At 30.8% G+C, this 16,402-nt stretch carries 18 protein-coding genes; 5 read left to right on the forward strand and 13 right to left on the reverse strand.

The features are described from left to right. Positions 1 to 171 precede the first annotated feature (171 nt). On the reverse strand, positions 172 to 510 hold the full coding sequence (locus tag BLW23_RS02835; RefSeq protein WP_093667724.1) for a hypothetical protein: 339 nt from the start codon (positions 508 to 510) through the stop codon (positions 172 to 174). 308 nt (positions 511 to 818) lie between these two features. Beyond that, entirely contained in the window at positions 819 to 1,169 is a 351-nt protein-coding gene (locus BLW23_RS02840; RefSeq protein WP_093667725.1) for a hypothetical protein, read from the reverse strand. A gap of 233 nt (positions 1,170 to 1,402) precedes the next feature. On the opposite strand from BLW23_RS02840, the gene priA reads away from it, so the two are divergent. Both priA and BLW23_RS23110 read left to right on the forward strand, forming a co-directional pair. Continuing rightward, a complete protein-coding gene (priA, locus tag BLW23_RS02845) occupies positions 1,403 to 3,826 on the forward strand; it encodes a replication restart helicase PriA (RefSeq protein ID WP_410529745.1) in 2,424 nt (807 codons plus the stop codon). A gap of 297 nt (positions 3,827 to 4,123) precedes the next feature. Further along, on the forward strand, positions 4,124 to 4,279 hold the full coding sequence (locus tag BLW23_RS23110) for a hypothetical protein (RefSeq protein ID WP_176829737.1): 156 nt from the start codon (positions 4,124 to 4,126) through the stop codon (positions 4,277 to 4,279). Between the two features lie 165 nt (positions 4,280 to 4,444). Here the strand turns inward: BLW23_RS23110 and BLW23_RS02850 are convergent, their stop codons facing one another. From BLW23_RS02850 to BLW23_RS02880, 8 genes are all read right to left on the reverse strand, one after another. Next, entirely contained in the window at positions 4,445 to 5,002 is a 558-nt protein-coding gene (locus tag BLW23_RS02850; RefSeq protein WP_093667726.1) for a hypothetical protein, read from the reverse strand. A gap of 36 nt (positions 5,003 to 5,038) precedes the next feature. Next, positions 5,039 to 7,441 (reverse strand): TonB-dependent receptor, encoded by a 2,403-nt coding sequence (locus tag BLW23_RS02855; RefSeq protein WP_093667727.1) that lies wholly within the window; start codon positions 7,439 to 7,441, stop codon positions 5,039 to 5,041. Between the two features lie 45 nt (positions 7,442 to 7,486). Continuing rightward, on the reverse strand, positions 7,487 to 7,801 hold the full coding sequence (locus tag BLW23_RS23005; protein ID WP_143032093.1) for a hypothetical protein: 315 nt from the start codon (positions 7,799 to 7,801) through the stop codon (positions 7,487 to 7,489). Positions 7,802 to 7,882: 81 nt separating this feature from the next. Beyond that, positions 7,883 to 8,653, reverse strand: a complete 771-nt coding sequence (locus BLW23_RS02860; RefSeq protein WP_093667728.1) for a TerC family protein — start codon at positions 8,651 to 8,653, stop codon at positions 7,883 to 7,885. A gap of 3 nt (positions 8,654 to 8,656) precedes the next feature. Beyond that, positions 8,657 to 9,109 carry a hypothetical protein gene (locus BLW23_RS02865; RefSeq protein WP_255362719.1) on the reverse strand — a complete coding sequence of 151 codons (453 nt, stop codon included), beginning with the start codon at positions 9,107 to 9,109 and terminating at the stop codon, positions 8,657 to 8,659. Next, positions 9,109 to 9,672 (reverse strand): adenylate kinase family protein, encoded by a 564-nt coding sequence (locus BLW23_RS02870; protein WP_093667729.1) that lies wholly within the window; start codon positions 9,670 to 9,672, stop codon positions 9,109 to 9,111. Before BLW23_RS02870 ends, BLW23_RS02865 begins: the two co-directional genes overlap by 1 nt. 4 nt (positions 9,673 to 9,676) lie before the next feature. Further along, positions 9,677 to 11,020 carry an adenylosuccinate lyase gene (gene purB / locus BLW23_RS02875; RefSeq protein ID WP_093667730.1) on the reverse strand — a complete coding sequence of 448 codons (1,344 nt, stop codon included), beginning with the start codon at positions 11,018 to 11,020 and terminating at the stop codon, positions 9,677 to 9,679. A gap of 128 nt (positions 11,021 to 11,148) precedes the next feature. Continuing rightward, positions 11,149 to 11,745 carry a Crp/Fnr family transcriptional regulator gene (locus tag BLW23_RS02880; RefSeq protein ID WP_093667731.1) on the reverse strand — a complete coding sequence of 199 codons (597 nt, stop codon included), beginning with the start codon at positions 11,743 to 11,745 and terminating at the stop codon, positions 11,149 to 11,151. Positions 11,746 to 11,812: 67 nt separating this feature from the next. On the opposite strand from BLW23_RS02880, the gene BLW23_RS02885 reads away from it, so the two are divergent. After that, a complete protein-coding gene (locus BLW23_RS02885) occupies positions 11,813 to 12,220 on the forward strand; it encodes a group III truncated hemoglobin (protein ID WP_093667732.1) in 408 nt (135 codons plus the stop codon). Positions 12,221 to 12,329: 109 nt separating this feature from the next. Here the strand turns inward: BLW23_RS02885 and BLW23_RS02890 are convergent, their stop codons facing one another. Next, entirely contained in the window at positions 12,330 to 12,674 is a 345-nt protein-coding gene (locus BLW23_RS02890; protein ID WP_093667733.1) for a hypothetical protein, read from the reverse strand. Positions 12,675 to 12,804: 130 nt separating this feature from the next. Between BLW23_RS02890 and BLW23_RS02895 the strand changes: the two genes are divergently transcribed. Continuing rightward, positions 12,805 to 14,823 carry a VWA domain-containing protein gene (locus tag BLW23_RS02895; RefSeq protein ID WP_255362720.1) on the forward strand — a complete coding sequence of 673 codons (2,019 nt, stop codon included), beginning with the start codon at positions 12,805 to 12,807 and terminating at the stop codon, positions 14,821 to 14,823. Positions 14,824 to 14,879: 56 nt separating this feature from the next. Further along, positions 14,880 to 15,029 carry a zinc ribbon domain-containing protein gene (locus BLW23_RS02900; protein ID WP_093667734.1) on the forward strand — a complete coding sequence of 50 codons (150 nt, stop codon included), beginning with the start codon at positions 14,880 to 14,882 and terminating at the stop codon, positions 15,027 to 15,029. Positions 15,030 to 15,040: 11 nt separating this feature from the next. On the opposite strand, the gene BLW23_RS02905 is transcribed toward BLW23_RS02900, so the two are convergent. Next, positions 15,041 to 15,934: an IS3 family transposase gene (locus BLW23_RS02905; RefSeq protein WP_143032094.1), complete on the reverse strand. Its 894-nt coding sequence runs from the start codon at positions 15,932 to 15,934 to the stop codon at positions 15,041 to 15,043. Next, positions 15,919 to 16,185 (reverse strand): transposase, encoded by a 267-nt coding sequence (locus tag BLW23_RS02910; RefSeq protein WP_093667736.1) that lies wholly within the window; start codon positions 16,183 to 16,185, stop codon positions 15,919 to 15,921. Before BLW23_RS02910 ends, BLW23_RS02905 begins: the two co-directional genes overlap by 16 nt. Positions 16,186 to 16,402 lie beyond the last annotated feature (217 nt).

Below are 16,402 nucleotides of genomic sequence, written 5' to 3' on the forward strand. Positions count from 1 at the left end.
CGAACGGGATGATTCTGTATAAGCAAGTGATTATGTAGGTAAGGAGGCATATTTGAAGTTGGTTATTAGTTTTCGTATTTTACGACCCATACTACAAAATGCGAATCTTTACTTTTTAATAAAAAAAAGCTGTCTTTTCAGACAGCCTCTTTTGCTAATATTTAAGTTTTACTATTTTTTTATTTTAATAGGTAAAATATAAATTTCTTGATTTTTTACTTCTGAGGCAGATGATACCTTCTTGTAATTAATTTTATTTTTGATGTAAGAGTTTACTTCTTTGTTTTTAGAAATAACATCTACAACTACCAATTCGTTTTGATTGTTCACTACAAAAGAAACACGAACAATAAAGTTTTCTTTAGCATTCATTGGAACTTTTTTTCCAATCAATTCAACTATTTCTGAGCGTAAAGCATTGGTTTTTTTTGGAGTTTTGTCGTTAGCGTACGCACCTACTGATACAAATAAAGCAACGGCAATTAATAAGGAATTAAATATAGATTTCATAATTGTTTTTTTACGGTTTTTATTTTTGGTATTTTATGACAAGGCAAAGATATGTAGAGTAAAATTTAAATAGAAACTTAAAAATGTAATTAACGTTTTTTTAATAAAAATACATTTTAAGACCTTTAATGCTTGTTTTTTTTACATTATATTTAAAATCATGATGTTTTAAGTTTCAATAACTTTAACTAAGTATTAATTTTTAACCGATTTCATAAAGAGGGATTTGTTAAAAAATAGTAACACAGTTTTTGCAAGTGAAAAAGTGAAATTTACGCAGTTTATTTCGCGATAATGGTGTAACTATATTAACCAATAATATCTAGTTTCACAGGAACTTCATAAAAAGAGCCTCTTTGAGATTTAGAGACGTTAATTTTTTTATAGTTCAATTTGTTTTTTATCATTTCGCTTAGCTTATTACTTTTCGATGTAACTTCAATTACAACAATTTCGTCGTTAGCGTTAATTATAAAATTAACATGAGCTTCTGAAGCTTCTAATTTATCAGACGGAATTTCTTTTCCTAATAAGGTAATAATTTGTGTTCTAATGTTCTTCTTATTTTTTGGAGAGGTTGGATTTGTATTGGCTGCAGCTGATACCATAGTTAAAATTGTTATTCCAATGGTGATCATAATATTTATTAAAGTTTTCATACTAAGGTTGTGTTTGTGATTTATATATAAGACTACATTATTAAAATTATGTTTCAGTTATATAGCTAGTTTAATATAAAATTAACATTTGTCCTTATTAAAGTGTTGTTTAATAGTGTTTTATGTTTTTGTTTTATATGTTTTTAACAATTAAAAAACTATTCGTAAATGTTATCAATTTATTGTAATTTTGATTTCTTTAAATTTATATTCCTATCAATTTTATAGACGTTATATTACCGATTCCTTTGCGTAAAACTTTTACGTATGCCATCACTCAGGCTGAGGCTGAGTATTTAAAAAGAGGAATGCGTGTCGCGGTTTCTTTTGGAAAGAGTAAAATTTATACTGCTTTAGTTTTTAATATTCATCAAATTCCTCCCGAGTTATATGAAGCAAAGGACATTCATCAAATACTTGATGAGCATCCAGTTGTTAACGAGAGTCAATTAAAACATTGGGAGTGGATATCTAATTATTATATGTGTTCTTTGGGAGATGTATATAGAGCTGCATTACCCTCTGCTTTTTTGTTGGAAAGTGAAACAATTATTTATAAAAACTCTTCATTTACAGATGATGTTTCTTTAGGAGATGAGTCTTTTTTGATTTTTGAAGCATTACAACATCATTCGCAATTAACCATACATCAGGTTTCTGATATTTTAGGTAAGAAAAAAGTTCTCCCTATTATTGATGAGCTCATTCAAAAGAACGCTATTTATGTTAAGGAAGAAATATACGAAACGTATAAACCGAAATTGATTAAGTATGTCAAGTTAAATAGCGAATATAGTAATGAAAATGGATTGCAAGTTTTATTGGAGAAATTATCGAGATCAAAAAAGCAACGGGAGGCAATTCTTCATTATTTTCAATTAGCAGGAAGTAAGAAACCAGTAAAAGCTAAAGAACTTCAAGATAAAGCTGGAGTTTCTTCAGCTGTTTTAAAGGCGTTGGTAGATAAAGAAATCTTTGAATATTATCATATTAAGCAGGATAGGATTAGTTTTGAAGGAGAGTCAAATGGAATAAAAACATTAAGTGAATTTCAGGAAGAGGCCTTTTTAAAAATAAAACAATCTTTTAAAGAAAATCCAATAGCTCTTTTGCATGGAGTTACTGGTTCGGGAAAAACAGAAATATATGTAAAACTTATTAAAGAAGTTTTAGAGCAAAAAAAGCAAGTGTTATTTTTATTACCAGAAATAGCGTTAACTACTCAAATAATTGGTAGACTTCAACGATATTTTGGAAATTATCTTTCTGTTTTTCATTCAAAATACTCTATGAATGAAAGAGTAGAGGTATGGAACAATGTTTTAGAAAGTAAAACAAAAGCTCAAATAGTTTTAGGAGCACGTTCTTCCATTTTTCTTCCCTTTTCTAATTTAGGATTGATTATAGTTGATGAAGAACATGAAAGTTCATATAAACAATTTGATCCAGCTCCTAGATACAATGCAAGAGATGCGGCAGTTGTTTTGGGGTACCAACATAAAGCAAATGTTTTACTAGGGTCAGCAACTCCTTCTTTAGAAAGTTCTTATAATGCTTCACAAAAAAAATATGGTTTTATTCCGTTAAAGAGACGATTTGGAAATATTCAATTACCTAAAATTGAATTGATCGATATAAAGGAGAAGTATAAGAAGAAACGAATGAAAGGTCATTTTTCTGATCGTTTGTTAGAAATGATAACGGAGGCTTTAAATGAAAATGAACAAGTTATTTTATTTCAAAACCGGAGAGGTTTTTCTCCAGTAGTAGAATGTAAAACTTGTGGCGTTTCTCCTCAATGTCCCAATTGTGACGTTAGTTTAACGTATCATAAATATAAAAACGAACTGAAGTGTCATTATTGTCATTATCATAGGGCAATGCCTAATTCATGTGGTGCTTGTGGAAGTAGTACGCTTGATACTAAGGGCTTTGGAACGGAGCAGATTGAATTGGAACTTAAAGAGCTTTTTCCAGAAAACAAAATTGGAAGAATGGATTTGGATACGACAAGAGGTAAACATGGGTATCAAAAAATTATAGGAGCATTTGAGGCACATGAGATTGATATTTTAGTGGGAACCCAAATGCTTTCAAAAGGATTGGATTTTCATAATGTTTCTCTGGTGGGAATTTTAAATGCAGATTCGATGCTTAATTACCCTGACTTTAGAGCACATGAACGTGCCTTTCAATTGATGGTTCAAGTATCGGGAAGAGCGGGGAGGTCGAAAAAACAAGGAAATGTAGTTATTCAAACCTATAATCCATATCATCAAATTCTACAGCAGGTATCTACGAATAGTTATAATGAAATGTATAAGGAACAATTGCATGATAGACGACAGTTCGATTATCCTCCTTATTACAGGGTTATAAAAATTACTTTAAAACATCGTGACTACACAAGAGTAGATTCAGGTATAAATTGGTTGGCAGTGGCGTTAAGAAATTCATTTGGACAATATGTCTTAGGTCCTTCCGAACCTGTTGTGTCTCGTATACGAAATCAATATATTAAAAATGTAACTATAAAAATACCTCCGAAGCAATCTTTAGTAAAGACGAAGGATCAAATACAAAAAATAAGGGTTGCCTTTGAGGCTATTAAAGATTATCGCCCTATTCGGTTTACTGTAGATGTAGACGCATATTAGCGTAATGAAAGGCATATGTTAATTAAAAGTTATAAAAATTACATATGTGTCATTATTTTATTTTGTGTTTCATATATTTTGTTTATATTTGTAACGTCTTTGGAGACGTCCTTAGACTTTCTTTTTCATAGCAATTTTCCCACTCAATCTTTTGAGTGGGTTTTTTTTTGTCTTATGTGATTTACGTTTTATCTACTCAAATGGCATATTAATAGAAGGTTAATAGAATTTCAACTAAAAGCAAAGCTTTACATTCCGATAACTAACTAATTTGCAGTGTAATTAAAGCTTATATATATGAAGACAGAAGTCGTTAAAATAAAGCTAGTTAACAAAAACGGATATGAAGTTACACAAAACTATGTGTTCATTGAGATTCCCTTAGTTTCAAATGAAGTGTTATTTAATCAGGTATATATGATTAAAGATTTTGGTTGTGTATTTTTGAGTTAATATATAAAACGTATATTTTTCCCCTTGTACTAGAGAAAAGAGAGTTTAATAGGAAGAAAGCTCTTAGAAAATTAAATATTGGAGATAACTCTCTAATTAAATGAAATAAAAAAGGCTGTCAGAAAAATCCAGACAGCCTTTTTTATTTGAAAACTTTGTCAAAGCTTATTCGATTTTAACTCCCGTGAAGGTAAGGTTTATGTCCTCTGAACCACCTTGAACAGTACCCCATTCATTAGAGTCATCAGTACTATCTGGTTCATGAATTAAAGCGATCTGTACGTTTCCAGAACTTACAGCACCGGCTACCCAAGTAGTTTTAACACCTAACTTGCTTCCTCCTGAACCGATAGTATCGTCATTATCTCTTGTCATAGTTAAGTTTATTCCGTTTACTTTAAACCAGAAAAAGTGCTCTGCTGCTTCAGGGATAATATCTTCAGTTAACACATCTTCATCACCATTTAAAAGTTCTAAAGTTAATGAATACGTAGCTCCAGTTTTAAATTTTCCCTCAACATTATAGGTTGAAGTTCCATCTTGCCCATTTGGAGCGACATTACTTAAAACAACTTTATCATTGGCATCAGCAGCGTTTGTAAATGTTAAATTTACATTAGTAATCATTTCTTCTTCAAGTACTGGTATTGGATCCTCGTCAGAACATGCAGTAAATAAAACAGCTGAGAAAAATAAAATAGATAATAATTTAATTGTCTTCATAATAAATAATTGTTTAGTAATTTAAATTGTAAAGGTTTAATATTTAAATGTGAATTGGAGGGTGTAATTCCTTCCTAATTCATTGGCAAAAAAGCGTAATTGATTTAAGTAATTTCTATAATTTGTATTGAAAATATTATTGACACCAAAGTTTATATTTAGACTGGTGTTTTTACTTAAGGGAAATGTTGCTTCACTGTTAAAGTGTAATAAATGATAAGCTGGAGGTGGATTACTGATATTGATCGCTACCTCTTCATTTGTTAATCTATCTACTACCGTAAAGTTGAAATCGGGCCATTCATTTTGTTCAAATACCCATTCAGACTTCAGTGTTGCAGAAAAGTTATTCCAATTTTCATTTGAATACTTAATTTTATTAATGGTTGTGAAAGGAGGTATATCAATTAATGGTGTATTATTAGATTCATATCCCTTTATAAAAGCAGTATTGTTCTGCCATTCTAAGTTTTTGGTGATATCATAGTTTACGGTAATATCAACACCAAATAGTTGAGCGTTTGTTTGTTTATATTCCCATATAGGATATGGTCCCCTAATTGTTTCTATAAAATCAAAAGGTTTTAGGTAGATGTAATCGTTGATGTTATTATAAAAAACTTCGGTTAAAAAATAGATTTTATTTGAATTGTATTTATAAGAAGCAGAAAACCTATTGGACACTTCTTTGTCAAAACGTAAATCACCAAGTTCATATCTTGCCGCTGAATGATGTAATCCATCACTAAATAGTTCGGCAGGGTTCGGGGGTCTATTAGTAAGTGCGTAGTTGGTAATTAAGAAACTATTGTCGTTTAATCTAACTTTAGTTCCAAGTGAAGCCGAAATATTATGATAATCAAAAACAGGGTTTGTTAAATATTGCGATCCTGTTTCTTGAATTATAATGTTTGAAAAGTCTTCATTATAACCTCGCTCTTCCCATCGGAATTTTCTATAGAACTTTTTAGCATCAATTCTATTAAAATCGTAACGAATAGCAGCATCTGCGGTTACGTTCTCATTTAACTGCCATTCTGTGGTTGCGTAGAATCCAATATCATATTTATTATAATCTGGAATCAAGCGTCTTACACCAGTCGTAGGATCAGCAAAGTTATCTTGGTAACGCGCCATAATACCAAAATTATATTTCCTATTTGAATTAGAATCTAAATTTAAATCAGCTAAAACCGAATGTGTTTGCAAGGTTAAATCAATAGCAGGAATGAATTTTAAATCACCTCTTCTTACATCAAATTCAAAACGTTGATTGTGTTGGTAGTCATATTGTAAGCTTAGCTTACCAAAGTTTTTAAATCGCTTGTAATAGTTCGCTTTCATAAGATGATGTGTAATATCTTGTTTAGGGACATCAATAGAATAGCGAAAATCATCAATAACACTAGGAATTCCAGTTTCTATAGCACGTGCTAAATCAAATACATTTCCTACAGCCGAACCTCTTAAAATGCCTATTTGAGAGTTCAAATAACTATAAAAAACCTCAAAACCAGACTCAAAGTTATTTTTTCCAAATCGTGCAGTTAAGCCTTTTAAATTCGCGCCAGTGTTTGTTAGATTATAATTAGGGGTGTTAAAATCACCATTAGCCTTATAACTTCCCTGAATTTGCGCGAACCAACCAGAACTATAGCTTTTATTTAATTTAGTGGAAGTGTTATAGCCCATACCATTGGTTTGCATTCCAAAAATAGTTTGCCCGTATAGGGTGTCATTTTTTATAATTCGACTTGGGTTAATAAGTACGACACCTCCAATAGCGTCACCACTATATGCTAACGCTCCTGAACCTTTTATTACTGAGATTGTATTAGCAGAATTAACATCTACGTTTGGGGCATGTTCAATTCCCCATTCTTGATCTTGTAATCGTACATTATTATTAATAATTGAAATTCTGCTACCCAGCATACCATTTATCATGGGTTTTACAATAGAGTTTCCTGTATTTATTGAAGAAACACCTGAAACTTCTTTAAGAGCATCTCCAAGGCTTAAACTAGTGAATTTTTCAAGAGTATTAGCTGTAACAACAGTTTCTTGAGCTGTTTCAGTTTCTTTTCGAACTTCAGATTTTACATTAATTTCATTTAGTTCTTCGAGATGATGTTCTAAATCTATAATTTTGTGTAAATCTTTCGTGATATTAAATTCAAATCGTTGCGTTTCACAAGCCAAATGTGATATTTCAACAACTATTTTACCTGAACAAATATTTTGAACAGAAAACTTTCCTTCAGTATCTGTGGTAGCGTACTTATTTAAATTTTTCACAAAAATAGTAGCACCAATTATAGGAGATTTATCATGAAAATCTTCTACAAGTCCAGAAAACGTGTGTTTACAGTTTTGAGCTTTTAATACTATTGATGAGAATAGTACTAAAAGTATCAGAACAATACTCTTTAAATTCATCTATGATTTTGTTGTATTTATAATTATATACAGTTATATGAATAACTATAATAGAGACGGAGGCGCTCTTGGAGATTTTTTTGCTTTATCGATGACCAAAACACTTTTTACTTGTTCGGTATTGAAAAGTATTGGTGTGTAAGTGATGAAAGTAGGTTCTTTAAAATAGTTATAAGAAAATACTTCCTTTTGAAAGTGCCATAACGAACAGTCAACTTGCTGCTCGTGAAAATGGTGTTCATCTATTGATGAGCAAACAATATGTGTATGATCATGGAAAGCATGCAGTGATTGTAAAACCGAAGGAATCAGCAATACAACTAGGCAAAATAATGTTATGTGTTTTTTTAGTGTTAACACGTAACAAAAGTAAGTAAAAAAAAGAAACCTCAACATATTAAAATATTGAGGTTTCTTTTTATGTAAAGTAGACTGTTTTTATTACTTATTTTTTCTCATTCGCATGTTTAACATTTCAACTACAAGAGAAAAAGTAATTGCAAAGTATAAATATCCTTTAGGAATAGTTCCTACTTCTTGACCAAATAGTTTGGCATGAGAAAGGTGGGCGGCTTCAGCAATTAGCATAAATCCAATTAAAATTAAGAATGATAAGCCTAGCATTTGAATTGTAGGATGTTTGCTAACAAACTTTCCTACAGGATTAGCAAACAACATCATAATAATCATGGATAGTACTACAGAAGTTATCATAATAATCATGGCTCCTTCAACACCATTAGTCATACCAACGGCTGTTAAAATAGAATCAAAAGAGAAAACAATGTTAATTAATGTAATTTGTATGATAGCCTGACCTATAGTGTATTTTTTCTTAGACTTCTCGTCTTCTAAATCCTCTTCACTACCTTCAACTTTATGGTGAATTTCTTTCGTACTTTTATAAAGAAGAAAAAGCCCTCCAACGAACAATATTAAACTCTGTCCAGTAAATCCTGCTTTAAACCACGACCAATCTATACTAAAGAAAGGAGCGTTCATTGCTATTAATATTGAGATTCCAAAAAGTAGTACAACACGAAGTACCATTGCTAATAAGAGACCAATATTTGTCGCTTTTTTTTGTTCACTTTCCGGAAGTTTGTTGGCAGCTATTGAAATAAAGATAATATTATCAATACCTAATACAATTTCTAAGAAGGTAAGGGTAACAAGAGCTCCCCAGGTATCTGCTTGTAAGAAAATTTCCATAGTTTATTTTACTTTATATACGGTTCCTGTTTGTTTAAAATTTGAATAACCCATTCTTAAAGAAAAATCATAAGAACTATCTTTAACCTGAGTAATTTGCACAAATATAGGATCTTTATCTAAATCTGTTTTTGGATTTTTATTAATACAAGTATAATTGAAATTATTTTTCCATTTTATATAAAACGTATCAATATGTTTAATTAGTTTTTCGCTGTTCATACTGTCATTCGAAATACTAATTTTTTCAGTATATTTTTCAATTTGTAAACTATCGATTCTAGTAATTTGTACTTTACTAATGTTTCCTACTGAAGGAAATTCGAAAACCCCAAATTTAAATCTGTCAGGATTACCTTTTTTCTCAGGTTCACAAGCAGTAGCTAAACATATTATTGTAACAAAGGCAGCTATTTTAGCAATATGAATTCCTAATGTATTGATTGAACTTTTCACTATTTTAAATTTTTATTTATCAGTTCGAAAATTTCTTCCCGACTTTGATTCCCGTCTATTTCAATGGTTGTTACTCCAGTTTGCTTAATGTACTCAACGGCAGGAATTGTAAAGTTGCTAAATTCGTTAATTCGAGTAATTACGGTGTTTTTGTCAGCATCATCTTTTCTATTTTCTTCAAGTGCTCTTTTCTCAGCTCTTTCTAAAAGTATATTTTTAGAAACTTTCAAATAGATAATGAAATCGATTTTATCATTATCAGCATTCAAAAAATTAAGTAAATGCTTCGCCTGATCAACATTTCTAGGATACCCATCGAATAATAAACCTTTTCCACTATTGAGATTATAAAAACGTTCTACAATTTTCATGACCAAGTCGTCAGGAACTAGAAGACCATTTTTACTGAATTGTTCAGCTTTTTTACCTAGTTCGGTATTTTCCTTCTTTTCCGCTCTCAATACATCTCCAGTAGAGAGATGTGTTAAGCCAAAATTTTCTATTATTTTTTTTGATTGCGTTCCTTTGCCTGCAAGCGGAGGACCGAAAATGATAACGTTCATAACCTTATATTCCTGTATAATTAGAAGGAGTAATTGCTTTTAATTCATTTTTAATATCAGAAGAAACCTCCAACGTATCAATAAATGAAGCAATTGAGTTTTGTGTTATTTTTTCATTCGTACGTGTAAGCCCTTTTAATGCTTCGTATGGATTTGGGTAGGCTTCTCTACGTAAAATGGTTTGAATAGCTTCAGCAACTACTGCCCAGTTGTTTTCTAAATCTTCTTCAAACTTTTCCTTATTTAATAATAACTTATTTAACCCTTTTAAAGTAGAAGCAAAACCGATTAGGGTATGTCCATAAGGAACACCTACGTTACGTAAAACAGTACTATCTGTTAAATCACGCTGTAAACGAGAAACAGGAAGTTTTATGGCTAAGTGCTCAAAAATTGCATTGGCAATTCCTAAGTTCCCTTCAGAGTTTTCAAAATCTATGGGGTTTACTTTGTGAGGCATTGCAGAAGATCCAACTTCTCCCTTTTTAATTTTTTGTTTAAAATAGTCGTTTGATACATACGTCCAAACATCTCTATTTAGGTCGATTAAAATAGTGTTAACACGTTTTAAACCGTCATATAAAGCGGCCATATGATCATAGTGCTCTATTTGTGTTGTAGGGAAGGAATGATGCAACCCTAAAACATTCTCAACAAAATTGGTCCCAAAATTCTTCCAATCAATGTTTGGGTATGCAACTTTGTGAGCATTAAAATTACCTGTAGCACCACCAAATTTGGCAGCGTGAGGTGTATGTTGAATGTGTATTACTTGGTTATTAACGCGTTCAACGAAAACAAAAAACTCCTTTCCTAATCGAGTAGGAGAGGCTGGCTGTCCATGTGTACGAGCAAGCATAGGAATATTTTCCCATTCTTCGGATAAATCTGCTAATTTTGAAACTAAAGTATCTAAAGTAGGATAATACACTTCTTCCATAGCATCTTTAATTGATAATGGAATAGCAGTGTTATTTATATCTTGAGAAGTTAATCCAAAATGAATAAACTCTTTGAATGCTTGTAAATTTAAAGCGTCAAATTTTTCTTTAATAAAATACTCAACAGCTTTAACGTCATGATTCGTTACGCTTTCAATTTCTTTAATTTTCCCAGCATCTTCAGCTGAAAAATCTTCATAAATCTTACGTAAATCAGTATATAAATCTTTGTTGAACTCCGCTAATTGAGGAAGTGGAATTTCACATAAAGCGATAAAGTATTCAATTTCAACTTTTACTCTATATTTAATTAAGGCTTCTTCAGAAAAATAGTTCGCTAAGCTAGCTACTTTGTTACGGTATCTACCATCTATAGGAGAAATGGCATTTAATTGTGTTAAGTTCATGTTTATTTGTTGTATTGAAACAACAAAAGTAAAAATTCTACAATTGATATGATGTAATAAAATTGGAAATTTTGTGTGTTGAGAAGTATTTGAACAAGGAAAGAGAAAAAACTATTCTTATCTACTAGTTAACGGTATACTTTTCTAGAAATTATTTTCACTTCACCTTTCTTTTCAAGGTTTTTAATAGATCGAATTACTGTTTCTACTCTTAATCCTAAAACATCGGCAATTTGCTGTCTTGTATAGGGGATTTTAAAGGAAGATTTTGAAGATTGTTCATGCACATCATTTTTTAGATAATCGAAAAAACGAAGAATTCTATGCATGGGTTCCTGCCCAGAAATTTCAGATGCAATTATTGCCTTGTAATGCAATCGTTTTGCTAAATTTTCTGTTATCTTTAAATGAATATCACGGTGTTCGTTTAATAAATGTAAAAGCTTTTCTTTGGGAAGTAATATTATTTCAGAGTCAGAAAGGGTAATTGCATTGGCGGGATAAGGAACATCAATAAACAAGGGAGGTTCACCGAAGCTTTGCTTTTTGTAAAATATACCTTGTATGAATTCTTTTCCATCGTCGTTAAAATTACTCATTTTAACGGCTCCTTTTAAAATTTGATAATAATTTCTGGCAATATCATTTTCAGAAAAAATTTTTTCATCTTTAGTAAATGTTTTACTAGTAGCGCCGTATTTAAATAAAGTATCTTGTGGAATCATTATGATTTAGGTCATAAAAACGTTAAGTATAAATATATACTTTTGATGATTATTAAATGGAGTTTACATGAATAAAAAAGAAATAGAATCTAGAGAAGACGTTTACTTGTTAGTATCAACCTTCTACGACAGAATTAAAAACGATGATTTTATTGGTCCCATTTTTACTGAAACAATACCAGAAGCTGAATGGAACAATCATATAGATAAGCTTACTGATTTTTGGGAAACAAATTTATTTTTTGTGAGAAAATTTAAAGGCAACCCTGTTAAAGCTCATAAAGATGTTGATAGAAATTTTGAACACAGTATTTCTCAAAAACATTTTGGTCATTGGCTTCAATTATGGTTTTCGACAATAGATGATCTTTTTATTGGAGAAAAAGCGAATAATGCGAAAGAGAGAGCGAGAAACATCGCCTCTATGTTATTTTTTAAAATGTTTGAAAACAGACCAAAATCTACATTAACTTAAGCTTCCGTATATAGATTGTTATGAATTATTTTTTAATAGACTATGATATACCGGTATATCTATAATTAATTATTTGTTTTTATTGGGGCTATTTTCCTTTAGAATTATTTTACATGTATGGAATAAGTTGATATATAACAAGTATTAAATTTCCTAAAATGTTTACTATAAAAGCCCAAGTAACAACTTTAAAAGGGCGTTGACTTATAGCAGTAACATTTGCGCCCATAGCGGATAAACAAGTAAAAATTAAAGGAAAGTAAGCAATTTCACCATGAATGGCTAAAGCTGCAGATATAGAGGCAACCATTGTACCTACCATGATAAATAAAATAGAAATTCCAAAAGCGTTTTCTTGTTCTTTCTTAACCCATTTATTAATAATTGAAATTAAAGAGAAATTTTGAGGTTTTGAAATTGTAATGTTTGCGGGTATTGAATTTGTGGTATCCATATTTTAATATTTGATATAACAAATTTAGCATGTAGTTTCTCCTTTGTTTATGACCTCAATCATAAATTAGAAAAAATTGATGGCACATATTTGATAGATATTTTTATCTTCACATTTTAAAAACCATTCTGTGGAGTCATTAACACTAATTTATGTTGTAGTAGCTTTACTTCTAAGTATTGCCGTTGCTTTTTTTCAGTATTTCTATAAAGAAAGGAAACAACCCAAAGTAACAATCCTTCTTTTTGCCTTACGAGCACTAAGTTTGTTTTTTTTGGGAATTCTTTTGATTAACCCACAACTTGATGTTGTGAGAACAGAAAATATAAAGCCCATAATTTCTTTATTAATAGATGACTCTAAATCGACTCGTTTTTTTAACGAAGAAAAAAGTGTTGAAGGTATTCTTAAAGCAGTGAGGAGTGATAAGGAATTAAATAAAAAATTTGAGGTAATTCCTTTTGCTTTTGGAAAAACACTAAAACCTTTGGATAGTCTAAACTTTAAACAGGAAAATACTGATATTAATGGAGCTATTTCAACAATTAGCACGTTATATCCTAAACAAAAAGTAGCGACTATTTTGGTTACAGATGGAAATCAAACATCAGGGAATGATTATGAATATTATACCTCAAAAAATAAGGTGCATCCTGTTGTTTTGGGAAATACTACAAAGTATCAGGATATTCAATTAACTCAATTAAATGTTAATAAATACAGCTATATTAAAAACAAATTTCCGGTTGAAGCATTAATCCATTATGAAGGAAATGAACCCACGAAATCTATTTTTACAATTTCACATAAAGGAAGAAAGGTTTTCTCTAAGAAACTATCCTTTTCACCTAAGCAAACGTCACAAACGGTGAATGTAACCTTAACTTCCGATGAAAAAGGTTTACAGTATTATCAAGCGTCAATTAGTGGATTGTTAAACGAAAAAAATAAAAAAAACAATTATAAAAACTTTTCGGTAGAGGTAATTGATGAACAAACAAAAGTATTGTTGTTAAGTTCTGTTTTACATCCAGATTTAGGAGCTATTAAAAAATCCATTGAGAGCAACAAGCAAAGAAAGGTTGATATAAAAATAATAAACAAAGACACCTTTGTTTTGGGCGATTACCAAATGTATATATTTTATCAGCCGAACTTTCACTTTAAAAATGTTTTAAAGGAAGTTTCAACGGATTATCTTTTAATTTCGGGAACCAAAACCGATTGGAGGTATTTAAATACGCTCGACTTAGGAGTAAATAAAACGGCCATAAATCAAAAGGAGGTAGCTACAGCTTCGTATAATGATCAATTTTTAACCTTTTTACAGGAAGATATCGGTTTTGATGAATTCCCTCCGTTAGATGATATTTTCGGGAAGATAAAGATCACAAGAAACAACCAGGTTTTGTTAAGTCAAAATATTGGAGGTGTGGATTCAGAACAACCTTTAATAGTAGCTCTTGAGGAAAATGAAAATAATGCAATGTTTTTATTTGGAGAAGGTATATGGAAATGGAGAGCGGCTAGTTTTTTAAAAGATCAAACATTTGAGAGTTTTGACGCTTTTATGGGGAATATTGTTCAGTATTTAGCAAAGAATAAAAGGCGAAGTAGGTTAGAGGTGAAAACAAAAAGTATTTACCCAGCCAACGAGAGCATAACGTTTTCGGCTTTTTACGTAGGGAAAAATTATCGTTTTGACAACAGAGCTTCACTCGACTTAAAAATAACGAATACTAGCACTAAAAAGATTAAAAATTTACCTTTCTCTTTAATGAATAACTCATATCAAGTTTCTTTAGAAGGATTGGATGCAGGAGAATACACATATCAGGTTTCTGTGAAAAATCAATCAATAAAGAAATTTGGGAAATTTAAGATTACAGAATTCGAAATTGAAGATCAATTTGTTAATGCGAATACAGCCAAACTTGAAAAGTTAGCTTTAAATACTCAAGGGAAATTATTTTATAAGAATCAAATAGAATCCTTAATAAAAGAATTAAATTCTGATCCGAACTACTTTACTGTTCAAAAATCGACAACATCAAAAAAGAACTTGATTGAGTGGTATTGGATTTTAGTTTTAATTGTTTTCTTATTATCTTTAGAATGGTTTATCCGAAAATATTTTGGACGAATTTAATCGTTTGGTAAAAACCAAAAGTAGAATTTGATACTCTTATAAAGTTACTTATTAAAATGATAGAACATTTCTTTCAGTGTCCTTATTGTTGGCAAGACATTTCCATGTTATTAGATTCTAGTATAACTCATCAAAGTTATATTGAGGACTGTGAAAATTGTTGTAACCCTATTCAAATAGAGATGTCTTTTACTGATACAGTGTAGCCTTTCCTTTTTTAGGACACCTCTAAATTCGACAAATAATTATTATTAAGGTCAGATTTGATGAAGAATTTAAATTCTTCATCAAATCTGGGCATAAACTCTTTAGGTGACTTGTATCCCAAAGATTTATGCGGATGATTAAAATTATAGTCTTCTCTCCAGTTATCACTTATCTTTTGAAGTTGATAAGTGTCATTAAAATAATAAGCACTTAATATATCCTCTCTAAAGAAGCGATTGAATCGTTCTATATAGCCATTCTGCATAGGTTTACCGGGTTGTGTATATTTAATTTCTATAAAATTCTTTTTGCACCAGTTGACAAAAATCTTGGAAATAAACTCTGGACCATTATCACATCTCACATACTTAGGTACTCCTATTTCTTCTTTTAGGCATTCCAGTGTTTCGATAACGGCTCTTGCTGGATATGAAAGACCAGCATTTATAGCCAGTGCTTCACGATTGCAATCGTCAATAACATTGAACACACGCACCTTTCTACCGTCAATAAGTGCATCACTCATGAAATCCATGCTCCAACATTCATTGAGTTTTGAAGGTCTTTCCAAAGGTTGTTTTACACGTTTAACCAAACGCTTTTTGTGCTTACGTCTTAAACTGAGTTTCATCTCACGATACACTCGTAACACTCGTTTCCTATTCCATATTAAGCCTTCACGACGGATCTTATGATAATACTCATCAAAACCTCTTGTAGGGTACGATTCAGAAAGTTCGGTTAACTTATCAATAACCTCGCTATCATCTTTTTTACTCTGGTAATACCAAATCGATCTACTAAGGCCTACAACTTTGCAGGCATGGACTATAGAAATCACATACGCTTTGATGAGATACTTTACACGAACTCTTTTGTCGGAAGGCTTTAGAACTTTTTTGATAGTACGTCTTTTAGCATTTTGACATCCAAACTTACATCTGCATACATTTGCTTGAGCCTATTATTCTCTTCCTCTAACTCTTTTAAACGTTTTAGTTGCTGTTGTTCCATACCTCCATACTTTTTTCGCCAGTAATAAAAAGTACTTTTATCGATTCCTAATTCTCTTGATAAATCACCTACAGACCTACCTTGTTCATTTTCCTTGAGAGCCTTGATTATCTGACTCTCGCTAAACTTGCTGATTTTCATTGTGACAGTTTGAGTTTAAAGTTAGTAAATTCGAATTTTAAACTGTCCTGGTTTTGGGGAAGGCTACAACAGAACTTACAAGTTTTACCGTAGAACAAGATTTTTAGTGTGTTTTTTAAACTAATTTCAATTGTTATTGAGCCTAAAAAGGATATTGTTTTTAACTTAATATTCAGTTTTTATTGATACTCAAGTAAACCAAGGACAACAAATGTGT

Origin of the sequence: Tenacibaculum sp. MAR_2009_124 (genome assembly GCF_900105455.1) — a bacterium.
In the GTDB taxonomy this organism is placed as follows: Bacteria; Bacteroidota; Bacteroidia; order Flavobacteriales; family Flavobacteriaceae; genus Polaribacter.